Here is a 26,537-nt window from a genome sequence, read left to right as displayed (position 1 = left end):
GAAGGCCGGACGGCTCGGGAATGTCGGCGCCTTAGGATCCGTTGGGTGGGGTGACGGTGCACGACCTGGCCCCCTAGGCAGCAGTTGGCAGTCTGCAGAGACGAGGAAGAATCCCGTGAGCGACGTCCGCAACGTGATCATCATTGGCTCCGGGCCCGCCGGTTACACGGCAGCGCTCTACACGGCGCGCGCGTCGCTGAAGCCGCTGGTCTTCGAAGGAGCCGTCACCGCTGGTGGCGCTCTCATGAACACGACCGACGTGGAGAACTTCCCCGGTTTCCGTGACGGCATCATGGGCCCCGACCTCATGGACAACATGCGCGCCCAGGCGGAGCGCTTCGGTGCCGAGCTGATCCCGGACGACATCGTCTCGGTCGACCTCTCCGGAGACATCAAGACCGTGACCGACACCGCCGGCACGGTGCACCAGGCGCGCGCCGTGATCGTGGCCACCGGCTCCCAGCACCGCAAGCTGGGCCTGCCGAACGAGGACGCCCTCTCCGGACGCGGTGTCTCGTGGTGCGCCACCTGCGACGGCTTCTTCTTCAAGGACCAGGACATCGCCGTGATCGGCGGCGGCGACACCGCCATGGAGGAGGCCACGTTCCTCTCCCGCTTCGCCAAGTCGGTCACCATCGTGCACCGCCGTGACACCCTGCGTGCCTCCAAGGCGATGCAGGACCGGGCCTTCGCCGACCCGAAGATCCGCTTCGCCTGGAACAGCCAGGTCGCAGAGATCCACGGTGACCAGAAGCTCTCGGGCCTCACCCTCCGCGACACCCAGACCGGCGAGACCTCGGAGCTTCCCGTGACGGGTCTCTTCATCGCCGTCGGACACGACCCCCGCACCGAGCTCTTCAAGGGCCAGCTTGAGCTGGATGAGGAGGGGTACCTGAAGGTGGACGCGCCGTCCACGCGTACCAACGTGGCGGGTGTGTTCGCGGCCGGCGATGTCGTCGACCACACCTACCGCCAGGCGATCACAGCCGCGGGCACCGGTTGCTCCGCGGCGCTCGACGCCGAGCGTTTCCTCGCCGCCCTCTCCCACGCGGAGACGCTGGCCGAGCCCGAGAAGACCCCCGCGGTCTGACGCGAACCCCGCATCCCCACCCCGACACCCCGCACTGAGAAGGAGGCCGCCGTGGCCGGCGACCTGATGGAAGTGACCGACGCCTCGTTCGAGGAGGCCGTCCTCAAGAGCGACAAGCCCGTGCTGGTGGACTTCTGGGCCGCCTGGTGCGGTCCTTGCCGGCAGATCGCACCCTCGTTGAAGGCGATCGCCGCGGAATACGGCGACCAGATCGAGATCGTCAAGCTCAACATCGACGAGAACCCTGTGACCGCCGCCAAGTACGGTGTCATGTCGATCCCCACCCTGAACGTGTATCAGGGGGGCGAAGTCGCCAAGACCATCGTCGGCGCCAAGCCCAAGGCCGCCATCCTCCGGGACCTGGCCGACTTCATCAGCGACGAGGCCGCGGTCTGAGGCCATGTTTCACGTGAAACACCGTTTCACGTGAAACACCGAAACGGCCCATCCGACAGGGTGGGCCGTTTCCGCTGCCCGTGACGTCACAGCGGGCGCAGCGCCGGTTCCTTCTGCACCGCACCCAGCAGCCGGTCGAGCGCGAGTTCCACGTCCTCTCTCCAGGACACCGTGCTGCGGAGCTCCAGCCTCAAGCGTGGATACGCCGGGTGAGGGCGAACCGTTTTGAAGCCCACTGCCAGAAGGTGGTCGGCGGGCAGCACGCAGGCGGGTTCCTTCCAGCGCGCATCACCGAATGCCTCGATGGCCTTGAAGCCCCGGCGCAGCAGGTCCTTCGCCACCGTCTGCACCAGCACGCGCCCGAGACCTTGGCCCTGATAGCCGGGGGAGATCCAGGCCGTTATCAGCTGCACGGCGTCGGGAGAGACCGGGCTGGTGGGGAAGGCGGAGGACCGGGGCACGTAGGCGGGCGGCGCGTAGAGCACGTACCCCACCGGCGCCTCGTCCACGTAGACGACACGGCCGCAGGACCCCCAGTCGAGGAGCACAGCGGAGATCCACGCCTCCTTCTCCAGTTCGGGCGTGCCCGCCTTCAGCGCAGCTTCCCCGCTGACGGGGTCGAGCTCCCAGAAGACGCAGGTGCGGCACCGCTTGGGGAGGTCCTGAAGGTTGTCCAGCGTGAGCGGTACGAGCCGTCGCCCCATGGAGGCTGTTCCTCACTTCCTTCGCCCGTTGCCGCGCCACGGGCGGCTGCCAGCACACTCCGCTCCCGGAGCAGGCCGCCGATGAACCCGCCCACCACACCGAGTCCCAGCCCCGCGGTCATCAGCTGACTGCGGCTCACCTCGCGCATGGCCTGGCTCCCTCCACGTTGGACCGTGCGGATGCGCATACCCGAACGCATCGTACCGATCGGGTGATGAGTCGCATACAGGAAAAGGCCAAAGGGCGGACCTCGCCCCGATGAACTCGGATGTGAGGTCCGCCCTGATGCGCAGAGGAGGCCGGACGCCTGGTGGACGCCGCGACATCAGCCTCAGCCGTCTGCCTCCTGCTCGGCAAGGCCCTTCTGCAGGACCCGCCCTTCGCCCGGGGCCAGTGTCCCGAGGATCCGGTCCAGATCATCCATGGAGGCGAACTCGACGACGATCTTGCCCTTCTTCTGGCCGAGATCGACCTTCACCCTGGTCTCGAAGCGGTCGGAGAGCCGAGTGGCGAGCTCACTGAGGGCGGGAGACACGCGGCCGCCGGCGCGCGGGCCCCTTGCCTTGGGCCGCTTGTGGGGCTCGGACGCCATGAGGGTGACGATCTCTTCGACCGACCGCACGGAGAGCCCCTCGGCGACGATGCGGGAGGCCAGGTGCTCCTGCTGTTCCGCGTCCTCCACGGACAGCAAGGCCCGTGCATGCCCGGCTGAGAGCACACCGGCGGCGACCCTCTTCTGCACCTGGGGGGACAGCTTCAGGAGACGGAGTGTGTTGGTGACCTGCGGCCGGGACCGGCCGATCCTGTCCGCCAGCTGGTCGTGCGTGCAGTTGAAGTCCTTCAGCAGCTGGTCGTAGGCAGCCGCCTCCTCCAGCGGGTTCAACTGCGCCCGGTGCAGGTTCTCCAGGAGGGCGTCGAGCAGAAGCTTGTCGTCCTCGGTGGCACGCACGATGGCGGGAATGCGCTCCAAGCCCGCCTCACGGCATGCCCGCCAACGGCGCTCGCCCATGATGAGCTCATAGCGACCGGGTGCCACCTGCCGTACGACGACCGGCTGGAGCAGACCGACCTCCTTGATGGAGGTCACCAGCTCGGCCAGCGCATCGTCGTCGAAGACCACGCGCGGTTGGCACGGGTTGGGGGTGATTGCCGCGAGTGGCAGCTCGGCGAAGTGTGCCCCTGTCGGCGCCTCGGGCTGATAAGGCGCCTCTGCCTGCTCCGGCAGCGACACGCTGTCGTTTCCCGTGGGCCCGTTCCCCGGCGGCAGAGTCGTCACCTTGGCCGCAGCCACACCACGGTCCCCGGCCAGTGAGGGAATGGCACCCGGCGATGTGGAGCCCGTACCGCCCGCGGTTGCCCTCTTCTCCTGGGGAGCAGAGGGGATCAGCGCACCCAGCCCGCGTCCCAGGCCCCTCCGTCGCTCGCTCATTGGATCCCCTCCGACATGCTGTGCTGACTGTGCTGATGGTGCTGGCCACCCAGGTGGGCGTGGTGGTGAACGTCGTAGCTGACCCCGACGCCCCGCAAGGCGATTTCTCGGGCCGCCTCAAGGTAGGACAGTGCACCACTCGAACCCGGGTCATAGGTCAGAACCGTCTGCCCGTAGCTCGGCGCCTCGGAGATCCTGACGGATCTCGGGATGCTGGTGCGCAGCACCTCCTCCCCGAAGTGGTTGCGCACCTCCTCCGCCACTTGGGAGGCCAGCCGGGTGCGGCCGTCGTACATCGTGAGCAGGATCGTCGACACGTGCAGCGCGGGGTTGAGGTGGCCCCGCACGAGGTCGACGTTCCGCAGCAGCTGACCGAGACCTTCCAGCGCGTAGTACTCACACTGGATGGGGATGAGCGCCTCGGCGCCGGCGACCATGGCGTTGACCGTCAGGAGACCGAGTGACGGGGGGCAGTCGATGAAGATGTAGTCCAACGGCTGCTCATATGCCTGAATCGCACGCTGCAGTCGACTCTCCCGCGCCACCAGCGACACCAGTTCGATCTCCGCACCGGCGAGATCGATGGTGGCGGGGGCGCAGAAGAGACCTTCGACGTCCTGGACGGGCTGGACCACGTCGGACAACGGTTTGCTGTCCACCAGGACGTCGTAGATGGAGGGGACCTCGGCGTGGTGGTCGATACCGAGAGCCGTCGACGCATTGCCCTGCGGGTCGAGGTCGATCACCAGCACCCGTGCGCCGTGCAGAGCCAGGGAAGCGGCCAGGTTGACGGTCGTGGTGGTCTTCCCGACGCCGCCCTTCTGGTTGGCGACGATCATGACGCGGGTCTGCTGCGGGCGGGGCAGGCCCTCGCCGGCCCGCCCCAGGGCTGCCACTGCCAGCTGGGCGGCCCGGCCGATAGGGGTCTCATCCACCAAGGGCTGTGTTTCACGTGAAACATTGCCCCCGGGCGATTCGCTGCGGGGACCGGGGACCGGTTCGGTCATCGGTCCCGCGATGTTGGCGTCGGACCGCAAGGATTCACTCTCCTCGGCTTCAGGCTCACGATGGAGAGAGCCTGCCATGCTTTCGGGCTCGGGAACCAGCGTGGCCGGTGCTTCTGTGGAGGAATCCACTTCTGTGGACAACTCCGTAGCCCTCATGAGCGACCTGCGGTGTCGTGGCGTGGCAGCCGCACGGCCGCGGCTGATGATCCCCTGCAGCAGTGAGCGACGTTTCACGTGAAACACGATGCACGCGCTGCAGGGTCAGGGCGTCACGACACTCCGAAAAAGGTACGTATGAGGATCAAACCGGATCCACTGCGGGACGGGGCCTCTGCGCCCCACCTCGACGGGCCCGGGAGCGAGCTCAGCGGCGACGCCGGGAGGGCCGAGCGGCTTTGGCCCGCTTGGCCGCGAAGCGGACACCTCCGGGGCTTTCTCCGACCTCTACCCGCACCACCGTGGACAGGGGCTCGACGATCCCCTCACCGACCTGCAGGACAGACGCTCCGACGACCCCCAGCTTGCTGAGAGCCGCACGAGCGGAACGGATCTCCTCCTCGGCCGTGTCCCCCTTCAGCGCCAGCATCTCCCCGTACGGGCGGAGCAGAGGCACACCCCACGTGGCGAGCCGGTCGAGCGGCGCGACAGCCCGCGCCGTCACCACATGCACGGGAGGCAGCTTGCCGAGCATCTCCTCAGCGCGACCGCGAACCACGGTCACGTGGTCCAGGCCGAGCAACTCGACGACCTCCTGCAGGAAGGTGGTGCGGCGCAACAGCGGTTCCAGAAGGGTGATCTTCAGGTCCGGCCGTACCAGCGCCAGCGGAATGCCGGGCAGGCCGGCGCCCGAGCCCACGTCGCAGACCGTCACCCCGTCGGGCACGACCTCGGAGAGGACGGCGCAGTTCAGCAGGTGCCGCTCCCACAGCCGAGGCACCTCACGCGGACCGATCAGACCGCGCTTGACGCCCGCGTCCGCGAGCAACTCCGCATACCGGACCGCCTCCGGGAAGAACTCACCGAAGACCGTGCGCGCCTCATCCGGCGCGGGGGGAAGCTCCTCTGCCTCCGACACGGGAACCCGTCCTTCCATACCGCATCACCGCAACTGGGTGGCTGACTATCAAGCTGACAAGGATCGGCCCCGCCTGCGCAACAGACGGGGCCGACACAACGTGGAGGATCAGGCGGGGAGCACGACGACGAAGCGCTGCGGCTCCTCGCCCTCGGACTCGCTGCGCAGGCCTGCGGCGGCCACCGCGTCGTGCACGACCTTGCGCTCGAACGGGGTCATCGGCTCGAGCTTGACCGGCTCACCGGAGTTCTTGGCCTCGTCGGCGGCCTTGGCGCCCAGCTCGGTCAGCTCGGCGCGCTTGCGGGCACGGAAGCCTCCGATGTCCAGCATGAGCCGGCTCCGGTCACCGGTCTCCCGGTGCACGGCGAGACGCGTCAGCTCCTGCAGCGCCTCCAGCACCTCCCCGTCGCGGCCCACGAGCTTCTGCAGATCCCTGCTGCTCGCGTCACTGATGATCGAGACCGCGGCCCGGTCGCCCTCGACGTCCATGTCGATGTCGCCGTCCAGGTCGGCGATGTCGAGCAGACCCTCAAGGTAGTCAGCCGCGATCTCCCCTTCCTGCTCCAGGCGGGTCAGGGTGTCGCCACCCTGGGCGGCGGACGTGGTGCCTTCCGTCACGGATGGACTCCTTCTTACTTCTTGGACGACGGGTGCTTGGGCCGCTGCTGGCCCTTGCGCTGTCCGGACTTGGCTCGGGGCGCGGTGCCGGAGGACGCCTTGGTCGGCCGCTCCTGGCTCTCTTCGCCCTTCGGTTGCTCGGTCTTCTCCAGCGAGGGCTTCGCCGCAGCCGGAGAGGAACCGGTGGCCTGGCGCTTCGCCTTCGTCTGGCGCTTGGGCTGCTGGCGCCGGGCCGCGGCTGCCTCCGCCTCGGCGACGGCCGGGTCGGCCTTGGTCACGGTGCCGTCGGGCTGCGCGGAGTAGCCGGCCTTGGCCAGGCCGCTGATGAAGCGCCGCTCGTTCTCGTTGCGGTCCGGGCCCTTGGCGACGATCGTCTGGACCACGTTGCGCCGACGCCGGCCCCGAACCTCACCGTGGTGGTCGACGCTCTTGAGCAGCCGCTGGAGGTAGCTGTCCTGCGCCTTGCTGCCCGGAGTCGGGTTCTGGTTGATCACGTACATCTGCTGGCCCATGGTCCACACGTTGGTGGTCAGCCAGTAGACGAGGACACCGACCGGGAAGTTGACGCCCATCACCGCGAAGATCACCGGGAAGATGTACATCAGCATCTTCTGCTGCTGCATGTACGGCGTCTTCACGGTGAGGTCCACGTTCTTCTGCATCAGCTGGCGCTGGGTGAAGAACTGCGACGCCGACATCATCACGATCATGATTGCGGTGACGACGCGGACGTCGGTGATGTTGGCGTTCAGCGCCGCGACCTCGGCGGCGGAGTCCGTGAAGGTGGCCGCGATCGGAGCGCCGAAGATGTGCGCCTCGCGGGCGCTGTCGACGAGCTGCTGGTTGAGGCTGCCGATGGTGTCACCGGAAGCGATCTTGCTGAGCACGTGGTACAGCGCGAAGAAGAACGGCGACTGCAGAAGGATGGGGAGGCACGAGGAGAGCGGGTTGGTACCCGTCTCCTTGTACAGCTTCATCATCTCTTCCGACTGGCGCTGCCGGTCGTTCTTGTAGCGCTCCTGGATCGCCTTCATCTTCGGCTGGAGCGCCTGCATGTTCCGCATCGACTTGATCTGCTTCACGAAGAGCGGGATCAGGGCGATGCGGATGACGATCACCAGGGACACGATGGACAGACCCCAGGCCCAGCCCGTGTCAGGCCCGAAGATCGCCCCGTACAGCGTGTGGAACTGCACGATGATCCACGAGACGGGTCCCGTGATGAAGCTGAACAGATTTCCAATCGTGTCCACTAATCAGGCTCCTTGAGCATTGGGCGAGGTCTCTGCGGCCGGGCTGGTCTCGGCGGAGTGCCCGCCCTCGCCTTCGCCGGCGCCGCGCAGACGTGCGCGCAGCATTTCGTGCCAGCGGGGACGCTTGCGCGGCGGCACGTGGTCCACCCCACCGGGCGACCACGGGTTGCAGCGCAGGATCCGCCAGGCGGTCAGGGCCGTGCCCTTGATGGCGCCGTGCCGGTCGATGGCCGTATATCCGTAGTGGGAACACGAGGGGTAGTACCTGCAGACGGGGCCCAGCAGTGGGCTGATCGTCCACTGGTAGATCTTGATCAGGGCCAGCAGCGGGTACTTCATCGCGCGCCCCCTCCCAGGAGCCGTTTCAGGGCGGCGTCCAGGTCTCGGGCCAGCTGTGCATGGTCGGCGTCGCCCGCGTCGGGCAGCGCTCGTACTACCACCAGGCTACCGGGGGGCAGCACCGCCAGCCGCTCACGCATGAGGTGACGCAGGCGACGCTTCACCTGGTTACGGACGACAGCACCACCCACGGCCTTGCTGACGACGAAACCCGCACGCGTCGGGGGAGCGCTCTCCCCTGGCGCGTGCGGGTCCGTTGCACCGCTGCGTAGATGGACCACGAGGGTCGGACGGCCGGCCCTTCGGCCCCGCCGTACCGCGGTCGCGAAGTCCTCGCGCCGCCTCAGCCGATTCTCGGTAGGCAGCACGTCATGACCTGGCCGCGATCAGGCGGACAGGCGGGCGCGACCCTTGCTGCGGCGGGACGCGAGGATCGCGCGGCCGGCACGGGTACGCATGCGCAGACGGAAGCCGTGCGTCTTGGCGCGGCGGCGGTTGTTCGGCTGGAAGGTGCGCTTGCTCACTCGGGGGCTCCAGAAATGACTCGTCTTGCGGGGCATCGCCTGGCTGTCACCGTGCGCCCACGAGTAGCTCGCAATACGCCCGAGTGCACCGCTATACGATCACCAGAGTGACCTTTGCCCATCGGAGGCAGGCGGCAGCAGCCATCGACAACTCGACCTGGTTACGGTACGTGGGGCCGCGTCTTCCGGTCAAACCAGCACCCCAGCGGCGGTACGGCGCCCCGCGGGTGCGCCCCGGCACCCGCCGCTATGCACAGGCTGTGGACAACAACTTGAACCGCGCGAGGCGCCGCGACTACCGTGGCTGAACTCGGATTCTTTTCCTGCCTGTCCTTCCATCCCGTCCCAAGAAGCACACATTCGTGGGACCCGTGAGAGAGCGTGCCCCGTGGCTGACGTACCTGCTGATCTTGCCGCGGTGTGGCCACGCGTCCTCGACCACCTCCTCGGAGAAGGGCAGCAGAACATCGAGCCCAAGGACCGGCAGTGGATCGAGCGCTGCCAGCCCCTGGCCCTGGTGGCCGACACCGCGCTGCTGGCCGTCCCCAACGAGTGGGGCAAGAGGGTGCTGGAGGGTCGGCTGGCGCCGCTGATCAGCGAAACGCTCAGCCGTGAGTGTGGCCGCCCCATCCGTATCGCGATCACCGTCGACGACTCCGCCGGTCCGACCGGGGACCCGGGGCCGACGCCGGGGCACGACCGGCCGCAGCCTCCGCAGTCGCGCTACGACGACCGCGGCACGGGCGACCCGTACGACGGGTACGGGCACCGGGCCCCGGTCGACGACGGGCTGCCGACCGTCCGGCCCGCCTACCCCGAGTACCAGCAGCGGCCCGAGCCGGGCGCGTGGCCGCGCACCCAGGAAGACCTCTGGCAGCAGCCGCGGCTCGGCGGCTACCAGGAGCGGGATCCGTACGCCACGGCGCGGCCGCAGCACCCGCACCACGAGTACGGCGGTCCGCAGGCGCCGGAGCGGGGACCGTACGACGGTCCGCGCGGTGAGCGCCGGGAAGTGCAGGATCAGCAGGGGGCGCACCTGTCCGGAGGCGGTGCCCCGGGCGGTGCCGGTCACGGGACGGGGCCGGGCGGCATGCCGGGGCCCGGCACGATGGGCGGCTCGGGCGGGACCGTACCGCCGGGCGGCTCGGGCGGACCGGGGGAGCAGCACGCTCGGCTGAACCCGAAGTACCTCTTCGACACGTTCGTGATCGGTTCGTCCAACCGGTTCGCGCACGCGGCGGCGGTCGCCGTCGCCGAGGCACCCGCCAAGGCGTACAACCCCCTGTTCATCTACGGGGAGTCGGGCCTCGGCAAGACGCACCTGCTGCACGCGATCGGCCACTACGCGCGGAGCCTGTACCCCGGGACGCGGGTGCGGTACGTGAGCTCGGAGGAGTTCACCAACGAGTTCATCAACTCCATCCGCGACGGCAAGGGCGACACCTTCCGCAAGCGCTACCGCGACGTGGACATCCTGCTCGTCGACGACATCCAGTTCCTGGCGAGCAAGGAGTCGACGCAGGAGGAGTTCTTCCACACCTTCAACACGCTCCACAACGCGAACAAGCAGATCGTGCTGTCCTCGGACCGGCCGCCCAAGCAGCTGATGACGCTGGAGGACCGGCTGCGCAACCGCTTCGAGTGGGGTCTGACGACGGATGTGCAACCGCCGGAGCTGGAGACCCGGATCGCGATCCTCCGCAAGAAGGCGGTGCAGGAGCAGCTGAACGCGCCGCCGGAGGTGCTGGAGTTCATCGCCTCGCGCATCTCGCGCAACATCCGCGAGCTGGAGGGCGCGCTGATCCGGGTGACGGCGTTCGCGAGCCTCAACCGGCAGCCGGTGGACCTGGTGCTCACCGAGAGCGTCCTGAAGGACCTCATCCCCGGAGGCGAGGACACGGCGCCGGAGATCACCGCCGGCGCGATCATGGCGGCCACGGCGGACTACTTCGGGCTGACCGTGGAGGACCTGTGCGGCTCGTCGCGCAGCCGGGTGCTCGTGACGGCCCGGCAGATCGCCATGTACCTGTGCCGGGAGCTGACGGACCTGTCGCTGCCGAAGATCGGTGCGCAGTTCGGCGGGCGGGACCACACGACGGTGATGCACGCGGACCGCAAGATCCGTGCCCTGATGGCGGAGCGGCGGTCCATCTACAACCAGGTGACGGAGCTGACCAACCGCATCAAGAACGGCTGAGCGGCCGCTCGCGGCGCTGTGCAGGGCGCCCTGGGACCTCGTCCCGGGGCGCCCTGCGCCGTTGCGGGAGGGCGCCGAAGCCGTGTGGGGCACCGGGACCGGGACGCGAGTGGCGGAGCGGGGCACGGACGCCGAGCAGACGCGGAGAACGAGGGGGCGCGGACGCGCCGGAACCGGGCGTCCCGTGCCGGGGCGGTCGCGCGACCAGGGGGCGCCACCGGCAGGCGACCGACTGAGCCGGGCGCCGGCCACCGAGCGGTGGACCGACAGCCGGAGAGCCGGCGCCGGGAGCCGGGCCGGCGGGGAGAGGGCCGGCCGGCGGGGCCGGGTGGCCGCACCGGAAGCCACCGCGAGCCTGTGGCCCGGTGACCGGCACTGCGGTCGTGTACACGAGCCCGGGGACGGCAGCAGCCCTGCTCGTGTCGGGTCAGGCCGTGGGGGGGCGCCGCTGCCCCGGCGCTCGGGCGCGTGGACCTCCGGGCACCGGCTCCCGGGGCTCGGCTGCCGGAGAACCATGTCGTACGCGCGGGGCAGAAAGGTCCGCCCGGCCGCGACGAGGGCCCGCTGCAAAGGCCGCCGGCTGTGCGAGGTGCCCCCGATCACCGCCTGCGAGGCCCGTGGCCGGTGTGGAGGCGGCTGCGCTGCGGCTTCCACAGGCGGTGCACAAGCTCCAGAGGTGTTCGAATAGCTGTGTACGCCACGCCGTTCTCCACAGCTCCGGGGATGATCCGTCATCCACAGGGTGGGGATCCCGGAGTTATCCGGAAGTCGTCCACAAGAGGGACGGTCACAGGTATATCGCCCCAGGTCAGAGGGGTGTGGAATTGTGGCTTACGACTCTCCACAGCCTGTGGACAATCGCTCTGCCCACGGAGCCCGTCAGCCGTTGTCCACCGGCGGCCCACAGGTACCGTTCCATGGTCCACAGCTTCTCCACACCGCTGTCCACTGTTCGGCAACGAAACACCCCGCCTCACCGGCCGGAGTGAAAGCCATCACACGAAGTCGCTGGGTTGGGCTGTGGGGAACCGGGGTAAAGCTGGGGACAGGACTGGGGAGAACTGCGGGCTGCCTGTGTATCGGGTGTGCACAACCCGGCTGTGTCCACAGCGGACCCCACTTGTCCACGGGCTGCGCCCACAGGCGCGGTGGACAAAAAACCGGATGTGACCTGGGAAAACAGGGTTATCCACGGTATCCACAAGCCCTACTACTACTCCCACACAGAGTTAGCGCTGAATCCGTTGGGAAGCGGGGCCTGTGCACAACTCGGGGCCGGAGCGCCGGCTGCGGCTCGTGCCGACTTGACCCCGAGCCGCACCGAGTGTCGGTGGCGTACGTCAGACTGGACCCCGGCATCCACACATCTGCTGCCGCAGCTGCCGCAGGGGAACCGATGCCGACGAGGAAGGCCAGCAGGGCGAGCCAGTAACAGCAGGAGGCGGCTAACGGTGAAAATCCGGGTGGAGCGCGATGTACTCGCGGAGGCGGTGGCCTGGGTGGCCCGCAGCCTCCCGGCCCGGCCGCCCGCGCCTGTGCTCGCGGGCCTGCTGCTGAAGGCGGAGGACGGTGCCCTCAGCTTCTCCAGCTTCGACTACGAGGTCTCCGCACGGGTCTCCGTGGAGGCCGAGGTCGAGGAGGACGGCACGGTCCTGGTGTCCGGCCGCCTCCTGGCCGACATCTGCCGCGCACTCCCCAACAGGCCGGTGGAGATCTCCACCGACGGTGTACGGGTGACCGTGGTCTGCGGTTCCTCCCGCTTCACACTGCACACCCTGCCTGTGGAGGAGTACCCGGCACTGCCGCAGATGCCGACCGCGACGGGCACCGTCCCCGGCGAGGTCTTCGCCTCCGCGGTCTCCCAGGTGGCCATCGCCGCGGGCCGCGACGACACGCTGCCCGTCCTCACCGGTGTGCGCATCGAGATCGAGGGCGACACCGTCACGCTGGCGTCCACCGACCGCTACCGCTTCGCGGTCCGCGAGTTCCTCTGGAAGCCGGAGTCCCCGGACACCTCGGCCGTGGCCCTGGTGCCCGCCAAGACCCTGCTGGACACCGCGAAGGCGCTCACCAGCGGCGACTCGGTGACCCTGGCGCTGTCCGGCTCCGGCGCGGGCGAGGGCCTCATCGGCTTCGAGGGCGCCGGCCGCCGCACCACCACCCGGCTGCTCGAAGGCGACCTGCCGAAGTACCGGACGCTGTTCCCGACCGAGTTCAACTCGGTGGCGACGATCGAGACGGCGCCGTTCGTGGAGGCCGTCAAGCGTGTGGCGCTGGTCGCCGAGCGGAACACTCCGGTCCGGCTGAGCTTCGAGCAGGGCGTCCTCATCCTTGAGGCCGGTTCCAGCGACGATGCACAGGCTGTGGAGCGGGTGGACGCGCACCTGGAGGGCGACGACATCTCGATCGCCTTCAACCCGACCTTCCTGCTGGACGGTTTGAGCGCCATCGACTCCCCCGTGGCGCAGCTGTCCTTCACGACCTCGACGAAGCCCGCGCTGCTGAACGGCAAGCCGGCCGTCGACGCCGAGGCCGACCAGGCGTACAAGTACCTGATCATGCCGGTGCGCCTCAGCGGCTGAGCGGGTGAGGGGGCGGCCAGGAGACCCGCGGCCGCCCCCCGATCGCCGTTCGGCGTGCCGCCTCCCGCGGCACGCCGAGTGAGCGCCTGACCCCACAGGTGTGCGCCGGTGTCCGGGCGTAATCTCGGACACGGGTACGAACTCGCACACGACGCGTAAGGAAGATCTGATGGAGCTCGGTCTCATCGGCCTTGGCAAGATGGGCGGCAACATGCGCGAGCGCATCCGCCGCGCGGGCCACACCGTCGTCGGCTACGACCGCAACGCCGACATCGCCGACGTCCACAGCCTTGAGGAGCTGGTGGGCAAGCTCAAGGGCCCGCGCGTCGTGTGGGTCATGGTGCCGGCCGGTGAGGCCACCCAGACCACCGTCGACGCCCTCGGGGAGCTGCTGTCCCCCGGCGATGTCGTCGTGGACGGCGGGAACTCGCGGTGGACGGACGACGAGAAGCACGCGGAGCAGCTGGCCGCCAAGGGCATCGGCTTCGTCGACTGCGGCGTCTCCGGTGGTGTCTGGGGCCTGGAGAACGGCTACGCGCTGATGTACGGCGGCGACGCCGAGCACGTCGCGAGGGTCCAGCCGGTCTTCGACGCGCTCAAGCCCGAGGGCGAGTTCGGCGCCGTCCACGCCGGCAAGGTCGGCGCGGGTCACTTCGCCAAGATGGTCCACAACGGCATCGAGTACGCCATGATGCAGGCGTTCGCCGAGGGCTGGGAGCTGCTGGAGGCCGCGGACTCGGTCACCGACGTCCGCGAGGTCTTCCGCTCCTGGCAGGAGGGCACGGTCATCCGTTCCTGGCTGCTGGACCTGGCGGTGCGGGCCCTGGACGACGACGAGCACCTGGACCAGCTCCGCGGCTACGCCCAGGACTCCGGCGAGGGCCGGTGGACGGTCGAGGCCGCCATCGACCACGCCGTGCCGCTGCCCGCGATCACGGCGTCGCTCTTCGCCCGGTTCGCGTCCCGCCAGGACGACTCGCCGCAGATGAAGATGATCGCCGCACTGCGCAACCAGTTCGGCGGCCACGCCGTCGAGCCGAAGAAGTAATCCACAGGCTGTGCACGCTCCACCCCGGTCGGGGCGGAGCGTGGGCGGCCGCCTCGCCGGGGGAAGGTCGGCGCCACACACCATGCACGTCACGCATCTGTCGCTGGCCGACTTCCGCTCGTACGCCCGGGCCGAGGTGCCTCTCGACCCGGGCGTCAGCGTTTTCGTCGGGCCCAACGGCCAGGGCAAGACCAACCTCGTCGAGGCGGTCGGGTACCTCGCCACGCTGGGCAGCCACCGTGTGTCCTCGGACGCCCCCCCGGTACGGATCGGTGCCGAGCGGGCGGTGATCCGTGCCGCCGTACGGCAGGGAGACCGGCAACAGCTGGTCGAGCTCGAACTCAACCCGGGACGCGCCAACCGCGCCAGGATCAACAGGTCCTCCCAGGTCAGACCGCGGGACGTGCTGGGGATCATCCGGACCGTGCTCTTCGCCCCCGAGGACCTGGCGCTGGTCAAGGGCGATCCGGGCGAGCGCCGCAGGTTCCTCGACGAACTCGTCACGGCCCGTGCACCCCGCATGGCCGGGGTGCGCGCGGACTACGACCGGGTCCTCAGGCAGCGCAACACCCTGCTGAAGTCCGCCGCCCTGGCCCGCAGGCACGGCGGCCGCTCCATGGACCTGTCCACGCTCGACGTCTGGGACCAGCACCTGGCCGCCGTCGGCGCGGAACTGCTGGCTCAGCGGCTGGACCTGATCGCGGCGCTGCAGCCGCTCGCCACCAAGGCGTACGAGCAGCTCGCACCCGGAGGCGGCCCCGTGGTGCTGGAGTACAAGGCGTCCGCCCCGGGCGCGGGGGGAACGCGCGAGGAGTGGTACGGCCAGCTGCTGGGGGCGCTCGGCGAGGTGCGCAAGCAGGAGATCGAACGGGGCGTCACGCTGGTCGGGCCGCACCGCGACGACCTGGTGCTGATGCTGGGGCGCATGCCGGCGAAGGGGTACGCGAGCCACGGCGAGTCCTGGTCGTACGCGCTGGCGCTGCGGCTCGCGTCCTACGAGCTGCTGCGCTCCGAGGGCAACGAGCCGGTCCTGGTGCTCGACGACGTCTTCGCCGAGCTGGACACCCGGCGCAGGGAACGGCTGGCGGAGCTCGTCGCCAAGGGTGAGCAGGTGCTGGTGACGGCGGCGGTGGACGACGACGTGCCCGGCGCGCTGGCGGGAACGCGGTACGCCGTGGCGGAGGGTTCGGTGGAGCGCGCATGACGACACCTTCACCGCAGGAACCGCAGGCCGCGGCCGTGCCGGCGCCCGCACCGTCCGGCGTGGACCTGGCCAGGGTGGCGCTGCGCGCCGCGAAGGAGCAGGCCAAGGCCAGGGGCGCGGCGGCGCAGCAGAAGAAGCAGGCCAAGCGGGGCGGCGGGCTGCGGTCCGGTGCGCGTGCCGACGGGCGCGACCCGCTGCCGCTGGGTGCGGCGATCAACCGGCTGATCACCGAGCGGGGTTGGGAGGCGCCCGCAGCGGTCGGCGGCGTCATGGGCCGCTGGCCGCAGATCGTGGGCGACGACCTGGCCAAGCACTGTGTGCCGGTGCGGTACGACGACGACCCGGACGTGCGGGTGCTCACCATCCAGTGCGACTCGACGGCGTGGGCGACGCAGCTGCGGCTGCTCGCCCCCACGCTCGTGGCGCGGCTCAACCAGGACCTCGGGCACGGGACCGTGCGGACGATCAAGGTGCTGGGGCCGGGCGGCGGGCCGCGGCGCGGCTACGGGCCGCTGCGGGCACCGGGCAGCCGGGGGCCCGGCGACACGTACGGCTGACGGGCGCGCCTCCTCCGCCACCAGCGTCTTGGTCGCCAGGGCTCCGGTTGCCGCGGATCATCTGCCGAGGTGGCTGAAGGGAGGCCCCGGCGTGGTGGGCGGGGCGCGGGCCGGGCGCGGAGTGTCGGTGGCGGGGTGGCGGTCCGTACGAGCGGAGCGGTGGATTCCCACAGGTGGATTCGGCCACCTGTCGGTGCCCCGTGGCCGGTGTTCGATTCTCGTCGGCCTTCCTTGGTGCGCCGCCGGTGGCGGGGGCGAGGGCCAAGGCTCCGGCAGCAGGCCGTGAACAGGCGCGTGACCTGCTGTGGAGGACCTCGCGGGGGCCGGTGGCCGCGTCGGTGCGCACGGTGTCGATGAGGTGTCGCTCACCGTCGCGGGCGGTTGACATGCCGAAGCGCTGAGTGCCCGTGTGAGCCTCTTGGAGCCCCGTCCCGGATATGGGGAGTCGTCTGGGTCCGGTTCAGGGCGGCACATGCGGACTCAGGTACCGGCAAACCCCCATGAGTGTCAGTGCTACCGGTAGACTGGTAGGTAATCCCGCCCACTGCGGAACATGTCGAACGACGCAGCCACCTCCGGGTCCCCGGAGAGCTAGGCAGCGCTGTGCCAGAAAGGGCGCTTCGTGGCCGATTCCGGCAACCCCAACGAGAACAACCCGTCCACTGCCGCCGGCGAGAGCGCCGAAGCCCCGAACGCCGGCGGCTCGTCGTACGACGCCAGCGCGATCACGGTCCTTGAGGGTCTGGACGCGGTCCGCAAGCGACCCGGCATGTACATCGGCTCGACCGGTGAGCGCGGCCTGCACCACATGGTGCAAGAGGTCGTCGACAACTCGGTCGACGAGGCCCTGGCAGGCCACGCGGACACCATCGACGTCACGATCCTCGCCGACGGCGGCGTCCGGGTCGTCGACAACGGCCGCGGCATCCCCGTCGGCATCGTCCCGTCCGAGGGCAAGCCCGCCGTCGAGGTGGTGCTGACCGTGCTGCACGCGGGCGGCAAGTTCGGTGGCGGTGGCTACGCGGTCTCCGGCGGTCTGCACGGCGTCGGCGTCTCCGTCGTCAACGCGCTCTCCACCAAGGTCTCGGTGGAGATCAAGACCGACGGCTACCGCTGGACGCAGGACTACAAGATGGGCGCCGCGACCGCGCCCCTCGCCCAGCACGAGGAGACCGACGAGACCGGCACCTCGGTCACGTTCTGGGCCGACCCGGACATCTTCGAGACCACCGACTACTCCTTCGAGACGCTGTCGCGCCGCTTCCAGGAGATGGCCTTCCTCAACAAGGGCCTCACCCTGACGCTCACGGACGAGCGGGAGTCCGCCAAGGCGACGATGAACGCCGACGACCCCGACGCCGCAGAGTCGGCCGAGGAAGCCCCGGCGCGCACGGTCTCGTACCACTACGAGGGCGGCATCGTCGACTTCGTGAGGTACCTCAACTCGCGCAAGGGCGAGGTGATCCACCCCTCCGTCATCGAGATCGAGGCCGAGGACAAGGACAGGAACCTGTCCGTCGAGGTCGCGATGCAGTGGAACTCGCAGTACAGCGAGGGCGTCTACTCCTTCGCCAACATCATCCACACGCATGAGGGCGGCACCCACGAAGAGGGCTTCCGCGCGGCGCTGACCTCGCTGATCAACCGGTACGCGCGGGACAAGAAGCTGCTGCGCGAGAAGGACGACAACCTCACCGGCGACGACATCCGCGAGGGCCTGACCGCGATCATCTCGGTGAAGCTCGCCGAGCCGCAGTTCGAGGGCCAGACGAAGACCAAGCTGGGCAACACCGAAGCGAAGACCTTCGTGCAGAAGGTCGTCCACGAGCACCTCACCGACTGGCTCGACCGGAATCCGAACGAGGCCGCGGACATCATCCGCAAGTCGATCCAGGCCGCCACCGCCCGTGTCGCCGCGCGCAAGGCGCGCGACCTGACGCGGCGCAAGGGCCTGCTGGAGTCGGCCTCGCTGCCCGGCAAGCTGTCCGACTGCCAGTCGAACGACCCGACCAAGTGCGAGATCTTCATCGTCGAGGGTGACTCCGCGGGCGGCTCGGCCAAGTCCGGCCGGAACCCGGAGTACCAGGCGATTCTCCCGATCCGCGGCAAGATCCTGAACGTCGAGAAGGCGCGCGTCGACAAGATCCTCCAGAACCAGGAGATCCAGGCGCTGATCTCCGCCTTCGGCACCGGGGTCCACGAGGACTTCGACATCTCGCGGCTCCGCTATCACAAGATCATCCTGATGGCGGACGCCGACGTCGACGGCCAGCACATCAACACCCTGCTGCTGACCTTCCTCTTCCGCTTCATGCGGCCGCTGGTCGAGGCCGGGCACGTGTTCCTGTCGCGCCCTCCGCTCTACAAGATCAAGTGGGGCCGGGACGACTTCGAGTACGCCTACTCCGACCGCGAGCGCGACGCCCTGATCGACCTGGGCCGCCGCCAGGGCAAGCGGATCAGGGAGGACTCGATCCAGCGCTTCAAGGGTCTCGGCGAGATGAACGCCGAGGAGCTGCGCATCACCACCATGGACGTCGAGCACCGCGTGCTCGGCCAGGTGACCCTGGACGACGCCGCCCAGGCGGACGACCTGTTCTCGGTGCTGATGGGCGAGGACGTCGAAGCGCGCCGCTCCTTCATCCAGCGCAACGCCAAGGACGTCCGCTTCCTCGACATCTGAGTCGGTCTCGGCTGACCGTACGAAAGGACTGATCACCGGCCATGGCCGACGAGAACACCCCCGCGACCCCGGACGCCGCGACCGAGGTCGCGGCCGAGGAGGAGACGCAGCTGCGCATCGAGCCCGTCGGGCTCGAGACGGAGATGCAGCGCTCCTACCTCGACTACGCGATGTCCGTCATCGTGTCGCGCGCGCTCCCCGACGTCCGCGACGGCCTCAAGCCCGTCCACCGCCGCGTGCTGTACGCGATGTACGACGGCGGTTACCGCCCCGAGAAGGGCTTCTACAAGTGCGCCCGCGTCGTCGGCGACGTCATGGGCACGTACCACCCGCACGGTGACACGTCGATCTACGACGCGCTGGTCCGCCTCGCGCAGCCCTGGTCGATGCGCATGCCGCTGGTGGACTCCAACGGCAACTTCGGCTCCCCGGGCAACGACCCCGCGGCCGCCATGCGCTACACCGAGTGCAAGATGGCGCCGCTGTCCATGGAGATGCTCCGGGACATCGACGAGGAGACCGTCGACTTCCAGGACAACTACGACGGCCGCAACCAGGAGCCGACGGTCCTGCCGTCCCGCTTCCCTAACCTGCTGGTCAACGGCTCCGCGGGCATCGCGGTCGGCATGGCGACCAACATCCCGCCGCACAACCTGCGTGAGGTCGCCGCCGGTGCCCAGTGGGCGCTGGAGCACCCCGACGCCACGCACGAGGAGCTGCTCGACGCGCTGATCGAGCGCATCAAGGGTCCCGACTTCCCCACCGGCGCACTCGTCGTCGGCCGCAAGGGCATCGAGGAGGCGTACCGAACCGGTCGCGGCTCCATCACGATGCGCGCGGTCGTCCAGGTGGAGGAGATCCAGAACCGGCAGTGCCTGGTCGTCACGGAGCTCCCGTACCAGGTCAACCCCGACAACCTCGCGCAGAAGATCGCAGACCTCGTCAAGGACGGGAAGATCGGCGGGATCGCCGACGTCCGCGACGAGACGTCGTCCCGGACCGGGCAGCGCCTGGTCATCGTCCTCAAGCGGGACGCGGTCGCCAAGGTCGTCCTCAACAACCTCTACAAGCACACGGACCTGCAGACGAACTTCGGCGCGAACATGCTCGCGCTGGTCGACGGCGTCCCGCGCACCCTGTCCCTGGACGCGTTCATCCGCAACTGGGTGACGCACCAGATCGAGGTCATCGTCCGCCGCACCCGCTTCCGGCTGCGCAAGGCGGAGGAGCGCGCCCACATCCTGCGCGGCCTGCTCAAGGCCCTGGACGCGATCGACGAGGTCATCGCCCTCATCCGGCGCAGCGACACCGTCGAGGTCGCCCGCGAGGGCCTCATGGGCCTGCTGCAGATCGACGACATCCAGGCCAACGCGATCCTGGAGATGCAGCTGCGGCGCCTGGCCGCCCTGGAGCGCCAGAAGATCGTCGCCGAGCACGACGAGCTGCAGGCGAAGATCCGCGAGTACAACGGCATCCTCGCGTCCGAGTCCCGGCAGCGGCAGATCGTCAGCGAGGAGCTCGCGCAGCTCGTCGAGAGGTTCGGCGACGACCGCCGCAGCCAGCTCGTGCCCTTCGACGGCGACATGTCCATCGAGGACCTCATCGCCGAGGAGGACATCGTCGTCACGGTCACCCGCGGCGGCTACATCAAGCGCACCAAGACCGACGACTACCGCGCCCAGAAGCGCGGCGGCAAGGGCGTGCGCGGGGCGAAGCTGAAGGAAGACGACATCGTCGACCACTTCTTCGTCTCCACCACCCACCACTGGCTGCTGTTCTTCACGAACAAGGGCAGGGTCTACCGCGCCAAGGCGTACGAGCTGCCGGACGCCGGCCGGGACGCCCGCGGTCAGCACGTGGCCAACCTGCTGGCCTTCCAGCCGGACGAGCAGATCGCCCAGATCCTGGCCATCCGCGACTACGAGGCCGCGCCGTACCTGGTGCTCGCGACGCAGGCCGGCCTGGTGAAGAAGACGCCGCTGAAGGACTACGACTCGCCCCGCTCCGGCGGTGTCATCGCCATCAACCTCCGGGAGCGGGAGGGCGGCGGCGACGACGAGCTGATCGGCGCCGAACTGGTCTCCGCCGACGACGACCTGCTGCTCATCAGCAAGAAGGCGCAGTCGATCCGCTTCACGGCCACGGACGAGTCGCTCCGTCCGATGGGCCGCGCCACCTCCGGCGTGAAGGGCATGAGCTTCCGCGAGGGGGACGAGCTGCTGTCGATGAACGTGGTCAGGCCCGGTACCTTCGTCTTCACCGCGACGGACGGCGGGTACGCCAAGCGGACGTCCGTCGACGAGTACCGCGTCCAGGGTCGTGGCGGCCTCGGCATCAAGGCTGCGAAGATCGTGGAGGACCGCGGTTCGCTCGTCGGCGCGCTGGTGGTCGAGGAGACGGACGAGATCCTCGCCATCACGCTGTCCGGTGGTGTGATCCGTACGCGAGTCAACGAAGTCAGGGAGACCGGCCGTGACACCATGGGCGTCCAGCTGATCAACCTGGGCAAGCGCGATGCCGTCGTCGGCATCGCACGGAACGCCGAGGCCGGGGCCGAAGCCGAAGAGGTCGAGCAGATCGCGGAGGCGGACGGCGCGGCCGAGGGGGCGGCGTCCGAGGTAACCGAGGCGGCCGGGGGCGCGGAGCCCTCGGCCGGGGAGCACGACGAGGAGTAGAGCGTGAGCGGAGCCACGGGCACCGGGTCGGCCGGAGCGGCCGCTTCAGGAGCCGCCGCTTCAGGACAGAGCGGTGCCCGTGGCCCCGCCACGGACTCCCAGGGGGGTGCGGTGACCGAGAACCGGGGCAACACGCCCCCGTACGACACCTACGACGACGGCGGGCCGCTGCCCGGCGCCCGGCCGTCCGCCCGTCAGACGGCGCAGCCGTACCACCCGCCCCAGGCGTACGACGCCCAGGGCACCGGTGGCACGCGCCTGCCGCGGACGGGCGCGAAGACCACCCCGCGGACCCGGAAGGCGCGGCTGCGGGTGGCCAAGGCCGATCCCTGGTCGGTGATGAAGGTCAGCTTCCTGCTGTCCATCGCCCTGGGCATCTGCACCGTCGTCGCGGCGGCCGTGCTGTGGATGGTCATGGACGCCATGGGCGTCTTCTCCACGGTCGGCACCACCATCAGCGACGCGACCGGTTCCACCGGCAGCAACGGCTTCGACCTGCAGGCGTTCCTGTCGCTGCCGCGCGTGCTGATCTTCACGTCGGTGATCGCCGTGATCGACGTGGTGCTCGCCACCGCGCTGGCCACGCTTGGCGCCTTCATCTACAACCTGGCCGCCGGCTTCGTGGGCGGCGTCGAGCTCACCCTCGCCGAGGACGAGTAGCGATTTTGGCGGGAGCCGTCCCGTGCGCTAATCTTCAGGGGTCAGCGCGCGGGACATACCGCGAAAGCGCCGCGGGGCTATAGCTCAGTTGGTTAGAGCGCATCCCTGATAAGGATGAGGCCACAGGTTCAAATCCTGTTAGCCCCACAGAATCGAAGGCCCCGGTCGGGAAGACCGGGGCCTTCGGCGTTCCGGGGGTGGTGGTCGTACGGCTGTCCGGGCTAGGTCACCGATTGATATCGGTCGGTGTGTATAGTCGGGCGCCATAAGGTCCCCTACGTCAATGAAAGACGAGGTCGCGCGGTGAAGAAGCTTCTCCTGGTCGCACTGGCCGCCATCGGCGGACTCCTCGTGTACCGCCAGATCCAGGCCGACCGCGCCGAGCAGGACCTGTGGACGGAGGCCACCGACTCCGTGACCACAGGTTCGTGAGACGCGCACAGTTCGCGAAGGGCCCCGGCTGCCGACGAGCGGCCGGGGCCCTTGCCGTTGCGCGCGGTGAGCAGCGGACCGATCGGGCCTTTCCGGGTGCCCGCGCAGACAGCGGCGGGACGGGCGGGGCAGGATGGTGCCGCCCGACGAGACGACGAGGGGATGCGCGTGGAGAGGCGTGGCGGGGGCCGGGCGACCGGCCCGCAGGCAGCGGTCGACCGGTGCCGTCACGGGGCAGCCGGGACGGCCGGTGCCGACGGGGCGGGGCAGCGCCGCGGGTTGCGCCGCTGCGTGCGGACCGTGCGGCGGGCTTCCGCGGCCGGCCTGGTGCTGGGCGTCCTCGCGGGGGCGCTGTCGGTCGTGGCGGGGCCGGCGGGGGCGGCCTCCCCGGAGGCGGGCTCCCCGTACCGCTACGCCTTCGCCGAGGGCGCGAGTCCGGTGCAGGGCGCTGCCACCACCGGCGACGCACCCCGCCTCGACGAAGGGACCGTCTACCGGGACTCCCTCACGAAGAGCGGCAAGCGGATCTACCGCGTCGACCTCGACGCCGCGTCACACGCCTACGTCTCCGCCGTCGCCGTCCCGCGCACCGGCGGCAAGGTGGCCTTCACCGACGCGGTGACGGTGTCCCTGCAGGACGAGAACGCCAGGGAGTGCAACAGCAACCGGTCCAGCTTCGGGTCCGCGGACTTTCCCCGCCCGCTGGCGGTCTACGCCCACCGCACCCTCGGCACGGACACGTCGACCTGCCGCCAGTCCGGCTCGTACTACGTCGTCGTCGAACGCCAGAGCCAGGACACCTCCTCGAACGAGGACTGGGACCTGGAACTCCGCTTCACGACCGAGCCGGACCTCAAGGAGGGCGGCGGGCCCGCCGCGGCGCCCTCGACCTGGCCGAGCGCCTCTCCCGGCGTGCCCTCCGGCGGTCCACGCGAGCGGCGGGGCGGCAACGGGGTCTCCGACGCGCCCGGCCTGACCGACGGCGAATGGGCCGACCGCATCGAGCCCGGCCAGAGCCGCTTCTACCGGATCCCCGTCGACTGGGGCCAGCAGCTCTTCCTCAGCGCCAACCTCAGCAGCTCCACGGGCGACGGCTTCATCAGCGACGCGGTCTCCCTCTCTCTGCACAACCCGGCGCTCGGACTCGTCGACAGCGTCAACTCGGGGGCCTACGACGGGAAGCAGAAGACCTACGCCTTCGACCCGCTGCCTCCCGTCACCTATGAGAACCGTTTCAGCTCCGACTCCGTCGCCCGCCACATGCGCTTCGCCGGCTGGTACTACGTGCGGGTCGCCCTGAACCCCAGCGTCGGCGAGAAGTTCGGGAAGAAGCCGTACGGGCTGACGCTGCGGGTGCACGTGGAGGGCGAAGCCCGGCCGGAACCCGGGTACGCCGGGCCCGCCGGGATCTTCACGGTGACCGAGGACGACCAGCGCGCCGCCGCAGAGGGCAGCCGCGGGTCACCGGCGGCCGGTGAGTCCGCCGGCACCATGCGCCTGGTCGCCGTCGGCGGGATCGCCACGGGCACCGCGCTGCTGGTCGGGCTGGGGATCTGGACGCTCGTGGCGCGGCGGCGGGCCGGGGCCTAGGGCGCGCGAACCGCGGGCGGCCGGGCGTGCCCGGGCCGACCTCGGCTGCTCGCGGTGCTGAACGGCGGCCCCCGGTCGGGTGGTCGGTCCCTCAGCCCCGCAGCAGGGCCCAGAACCCGACGGCCAGGCAGGCCAGGGCAAGCAGCAGCACCGGCACCGCCACGGCACGGGGCGGGCCGGGGCGCCGCGCGGGCGTGACGGGCTCCGAGGCCGCGGCGCGGCCGACGGGCGCCGTGGCCGTCACCTGGGAGGGCAGCGGCAGCGTCGGAGGCGTCCGGCTCGCCGCAGGCGGCTCGGCCCGCCCCGGGAAGGGAGCCTGCCCGGCTTCCGCGGAGGAGTGCGGGGGCAGGTGCGGCTGGGGCTGCGCGTAGGGCAGGAAAGGCGTGTGCTGCTGCGGGTGTTGCGCGTACGGCTGCGTCGGGAGGGGCGGCCCGCCGGCTGCGTGAACCTGGGGTGCAGCGGCCGGGGCAGCGCCGTGTGGTGGCCGGTGCGGGTGGCCCGCCGCGGTGGACGCGTCCACCGGGGCGCCCGAAGTCGGCGGGGTCCCATGCGCCGGTGAGGCCCCGAAGCCCTGCGGGGCCGGGTGAGGCTGTGGGGCTGGGGGTGCCTGATGAGGGGTGGGGGCTTGGGGCACTGCGGGGTGTGGCGGGGTCCCATGAGCCTGCGGCGCCGGATCAGGCTGCGGATAGCCGTGGGTGTGCTGAGTGGCGTGGGGCGGCAGGGCGGACAGGGGCGCCTGGGACAGCGCGTCTGCCGTGGGCCCCGCGGTACGCGGCACGTCCGTGGCGTGCGGCACCCCGGCAGGAGGTTCCGCCGCTGCCGGACGCTGCTCCCCACCCGGAGCCTGAGCTTCCACAGCGTACGGGGGTTCCGCCGGCCGCCCGGGCGGGGGCGCCAGGTGGAAGCTGCCCGTCTCGGACGGCGACGGAAGCGGGGCGGGGCCCTCGGGCCCGTATCCGGGAGGAAGGGGGCCGAGCTGGTCGAAGACCTCGACCGGCTCCTCCTCGGCCCCATCCTCTGGCAGCAGCTCGACCGCGGACGCCAGGGCCTTGCGCGCCCCCGTCGCCGTACGGAACCGGGCGTCCGGGTCGGGTTGCAGGAGACCCGCCAGCACCTGCCACAGCGGCTCCGGGACGCCCTCCGGCGCACCCGGCGTCCCGTGCGCCTGGAAGTACTCCACGAGCGCGTCGGCGTCCGGCTTCTGCCCCTGCAGCAGGAACAGCGCGACCAGCCCCACCGCGAAGAGGTCGGACGGGAAGTCCGGTTCCGCTCCCCACAGTTGCTCGGGCGCGAAGTAGCCGGGCGTGCCCACGACGAAGTTCGTCTCCGTGAGGCGCGGCTCGCCCTTGCGCATGGAGATGCCGAAGTCCGACAGCCTCAGGTGCGGACGGCCCGTGCCCGTGGCCTCCATCAGGATGTTCGCCGGCTTGATGTCGCGGTGGACGACCCCTTCGGCGTGCACGGCGGCCAGCCCGGACAGCAACTGGTCCAGCAGGGTGCAGACGAAGCGGGGCGGCAGCGCCCCGTAGTCGCCGATCACGTGCGCCAGGGAGCCGCCGGCGACCAGGTCCATGGTGAACAGGACCTTGTCGTCGTCCGCGGCCCAGCTCGCAGGCGCCAGCACGTGCGGGTGATCGATGCGCAGGGCCTGCTCCCGGACGAAGCGCAGCAGCGTGTGCGCGTCGCTCTGCTGCAGGACCTTGGCGGCCACGTACCGCTTGCGGCGCTGGTCCCAGGCGCGCCACACGGCGCCCACCCCGCCGCGCCCGATCGGGTCGATCAGCTCGTACCGACCCGCGAAGACCTCACCCATCGCGCTGCGCCCGCTCCCGCTCTCCGCGTGCTCGTCCGTGCCGACCGATCCGCGGTCAGCCCTGGTGGGACTCGTAGTGGGCGACCGCGTCGGCGGTGCGCCCGGCCCCGTACACCTTGAGGAACTCTGCCAGTTCGGGGTGCGTGCGGGCGAGCGTGTCGGCGGCGTCGATGATGTCCCCGGCCGCGGCGACCGATCGGAGGAGGGACTGGATCTCGCGGACGACGCGGCGCACGGTGGGCGCCCCCGTGCTGTTGTTGGTCTGGCTGGAGGCGGTGAGGACGGAGCCGCCCTGCGACTTCTTGATCTCGTCCATGCGCTCGGTGGCCTCCACCGCGCTGACACTGCCGTCGGCGACCTGGCTCGCGAGTTCCTGGAGCGCCTGGACGCGCTGGACGACGGCCGGGTTGCCGATCTTCGCGCGCTGGCCGCTCATCAGCTGCGAGAGCATCGGGGCCGACAGCCCCAGCACGGCCGCGAGCCGCGCCTGGTTGAGGCCGAGGTCGTCGATGAGCCGTCGGAAGAGCGCCCCCAACGGCTCTCCGTACCAGCTGCGCTGGAGCTCTCTGGCTCTCGCGGTGGCATCCTGCTGTGCTGCTGCGTCCATGTGCGTCTCCCCATCGCGCGGCGGTTCGCTGCTGCGAACCTCGCGGAGCATCT

At 70.1% G+C, this 26,537-nt stretch carries 23 protein-coding genes and 1 tRNA gene; 13 read left to right on the top strand and 11 right to left on the bottom strand.

Going from position 1 to position 26,537, the window contains the following annotated elements; all coding sequences use genetic code 11:
• Positions 1–115 precede the first annotated feature (115 nt).
• Together trxB and trxA are read left to right on the top strand one after the other, a co-directional pair.
• The gene (gene trxB, locus BJP40_RS25080; RefSeq protein WP_071282565.1) at positions 116–1,090 is read left to right on the top strand and encodes a thioredoxin-disulfide reductase; all 975 of its coding nucleotides are present in this window, start codon (positions 116–118) and stop codon (positions 1,088–1,090) included.
• Between the two features lie 51 nt (positions 1,091–1,141).
• Positions 1,142–1,486 (top strand): thioredoxin, encoded by a 345-nt coding sequence (gene trxA / locus BJP40_RS25075; RefSeq protein ID WP_071282563.1) that lies wholly within the window; start codon positions 1,142–1,144, stop codon positions 1,484–1,486.
• Between the two features lie 86 nt (positions 1,487–1,572).
• Here trxA and BJP40_RS25070 read toward each other — a convergent pair whose 3' ends face one another.
• The 9 genes from BJP40_RS25070 to rpmH form a co-directional block, all read right to left on the bottom strand.
• A complete protein-coding gene (locus BJP40_RS25070; protein ID WP_071268054.1) occupies positions 1,573–2,190 on the bottom strand; it encodes a GNAT family N-acetyltransferase in 618 nt (205 codons plus the stop codon).
• Positions 2,191–2,522: 332 nt separating this feature from the next.
• Positions 2,523–3,620: a ParB/RepB/Spo0J family partition protein gene (locus BJP40_RS25065; RefSeq protein WP_079171449.1), complete on the bottom strand. Its 1,098-nt coding sequence runs from the start codon at positions 3,618–3,620 to the stop codon at positions 2,523–2,525.
• Positions 3,617–4,705 (bottom strand): ParA family protein, encoded by a 1,089-nt coding sequence (locus BJP40_RS25060; protein WP_079171475.1) that lies wholly within the window; start codon positions 4,703–4,705, stop codon positions 3,617–3,619. The genes BJP40_RS25065 and BJP40_RS25060 overlap by 4 nt, the downstream gene beginning before the upstream one ends.
• Before the next feature lie 286 nt (positions 4,706–4,991).
• Complete coding sequence (rsmG, locus tag BJP40_RS25055) at positions 4,992–5,702, bottom strand: 16S rRNA (guanine(527)-N(7))-methyltransferase RsmG (RefSeq protein WP_071268050.1); 711 nt, start codon at positions 5,700–5,702, stop codon at positions 4,992–4,994.
• A 108-nt stretch (positions 5,703–5,810) separates the two neighbouring features.
• Positions 5,811–6,320 carry a R3H domain-containing nucleic acid-binding protein gene (locus BJP40_RS25050; RefSeq protein ID WP_071282559.1) on the bottom strand — a complete coding sequence of 170 codons (510 nt, stop codon included), beginning with the start codon at positions 6,318–6,320 and terminating at the stop codon, positions 5,811–5,813.
• A 14-nt stretch (positions 6,321–6,334) separates the two neighbouring features.
• Positions 6,335–7,573 carry a membrane protein insertase YidC gene (gene yidC / locus BJP40_RS25045; RefSeq protein WP_071282557.1) on the bottom strand — a complete coding sequence of 413 codons (1,239 nt, stop codon included), beginning with the start codon at positions 7,571–7,573 and terminating at the stop codon, positions 6,335–6,337.
• 3 nt (positions 7,574–7,576) lie between these two features.
• Complete coding sequence (gene yidD / locus BJP40_RS25040; RefSeq protein WP_071268044.1) at positions 7,577–7,912, bottom strand: membrane protein insertion efficiency factor YidD; 336 nt, start codon at positions 7,910–7,912, stop codon at positions 7,577–7,579.
• A complete protein-coding gene (rnpA, locus tag BJP40_RS32305) occupies positions 7,909–8,280 on the bottom strand; it encodes a ribonuclease P protein component (protein ID WP_079169171.1) in 372 nt (123 codons plus the stop codon). Before rnpA ends, yidD begins: the two co-directional genes overlap by 4 nt.
• Before the next feature lie 18 nt (positions 8,281–8,298).
• The gene (rpmH, locus tag BJP40_RS25030) at positions 8,299–8,436 is read right to left on the bottom strand and encodes a 50S ribosomal protein L34 (protein ID WP_003956500.1); all 138 of its coding nucleotides are present in this window, start codon (positions 8,434–8,436) and stop codon (positions 8,299–8,301) included.
• A 388-nt stretch (positions 8,437–8,824) separates the two neighbouring features.
• Here rpmH and dnaA point away from each other — a divergent pair, with 388 nt between their 5' ends.
• From dnaA to BJP40_RS24980, 11 genes are all read left to right on the top strand, one after another.
• Positions 8,825–10,633, top strand: coding sequence for a chromosomal replication initiator protein DnaA (gene dnaA / locus BJP40_RS25025; RefSeq protein WP_079171448.1), 1,809 nt, complete (start codon positions 8,825–8,827; stop codon positions 10,631–10,633).
• A gap of 1,451 nt (positions 10,634–12,084) precedes the next feature.
• The gene (gene dnaN / locus BJP40_RS25020) at positions 12,085–13,215 is read left to right on the top strand and encodes a DNA polymerase III subunit beta (RefSeq protein WP_071268038.1); all 1,131 of its coding nucleotides are present in this window, start codon (positions 12,085–12,087) and stop codon (positions 13,213–13,215) included.
• 169 nt (positions 13,216–13,384) lie between these two features.
• Complete coding sequence (gnd, locus tag BJP40_RS25015; RefSeq protein ID WP_071282551.1) at positions 13,385–14,263, top strand: phosphogluconate dehydrogenase (NAD(+)-dependent, decarboxylating); 879 nt, start codon at positions 13,385–13,387, stop codon at positions 14,261–14,263.
• An 82-nt stretch (positions 14,264–14,345) separates the two neighbouring features.
• Positions 14,346–15,467 (top strand): DNA replication/repair protein RecF, encoded by a 1,122-nt coding sequence (recF, locus tag BJP40_RS25010; RefSeq protein WP_071282549.1) that lies wholly within the window; start codon positions 14,346–14,348, stop codon positions 15,465–15,467.
• Complete coding sequence (locus BJP40_RS25005) at positions 15,464–16,024, top strand: DUF721 domain-containing protein (RefSeq protein WP_071282547.1); 561 nt, start codon at positions 15,464–15,466, stop codon at positions 16,022–16,024. The genes recF and BJP40_RS25005 overlap by 4 nt, the downstream gene beginning before the upstream one ends.
• 601 nt (positions 16,025–16,625) lie before the next feature.
• Positions 16,626–18,707 carry a DNA topoisomerase (ATP-hydrolyzing) subunit B gene (gyrB, locus tag BJP40_RS25000; protein ID WP_079171447.1) on the top strand — a complete coding sequence of 694 codons (2,082 nt, stop codon included), beginning with the start codon at positions 16,626–16,628 and terminating at the stop codon, positions 18,705–18,707.
• Between the two features lie 41 nt (positions 18,708–18,748).
• Positions 18,749–21,382: a DNA gyrase subunit A gene (gene gyrA / locus BJP40_RS24995; RefSeq protein ID WP_071282543.1), complete on the top strand. Its 2,634-nt coding sequence runs from the start codon at positions 18,749–18,751 to the stop codon at positions 21,380–21,382.
• A 3-nt stretch (positions 21,383–21,385) separates the two neighbouring features.
• On the top strand, positions 21,386–22,042 hold the full coding sequence (locus BJP40_RS24990; protein ID WP_079171446.1) for a DUF3566 domain-containing protein: 657 nt from the start codon (positions 21,386–21,388) through the stop codon (positions 22,040–22,042).
• Between the two features lie 73 nt (positions 22,043–22,115).
• A tRNA-Ile gene (locus BJP40_RS24985) sits at positions 22,116–22,189 on the top strand.
• A gap of 156 nt (positions 22,190–22,345) precedes the next feature.
• Positions 22,346–22,474 (top strand): DLW-39 family protein, encoded by a 129-nt coding sequence (locus BJP40_RS35020; protein ID WP_217649982.1) that lies wholly within the window; start codon positions 22,346–22,348, stop codon positions 22,472–22,474.
• Positions 22,475–22,774: 300 nt separating this feature from the next.
• On the top strand, positions 22,775–24,064 hold the full coding sequence (locus BJP40_RS24980; protein ID WP_071282860.1) for a hypothetical protein: 1,290 nt from the start codon (positions 22,775–22,777) through the stop codon (positions 24,062–24,064).
• Between the two features lie 91 nt (positions 24,065–24,155).
• Here the strand turns inward: BJP40_RS24980 and BJP40_RS24975 are convergent, their stop codons facing one another.
• The gene (locus BJP40_RS24975) at positions 24,156–25,877 is read right to left on the bottom strand and encodes a serine/threonine-protein kinase (protein WP_071282541.1); all 1,722 of its coding nucleotides are present in this window, start codon (positions 25,875–25,877) and stop codon (positions 24,156–24,158) included.
• A gap of 55 nt (positions 25,878–25,932) precedes the next feature.
• Entirely contained in the window at positions 25,933–26,484 is a 552-nt protein-coding gene (locus BJP40_RS24970; RefSeq protein ID WP_071272933.1) for a DNA-binding protein, read from the bottom strand.
• Positions 26,485–26,537: the final 53 nt, after the last annotated feature.

The sequence above is a fragment of the Streptomyces sp. CC53 genome, from assembly GCF_001865245.1.
Lineage (GTDB): Bacteria > Actinomycetota > Actinomycetes > Streptomycetales > Streptomycetaceae > Streptomyces.
This window is presented reverse-complemented; position numbering and strand designations above follow the sequence as displayed.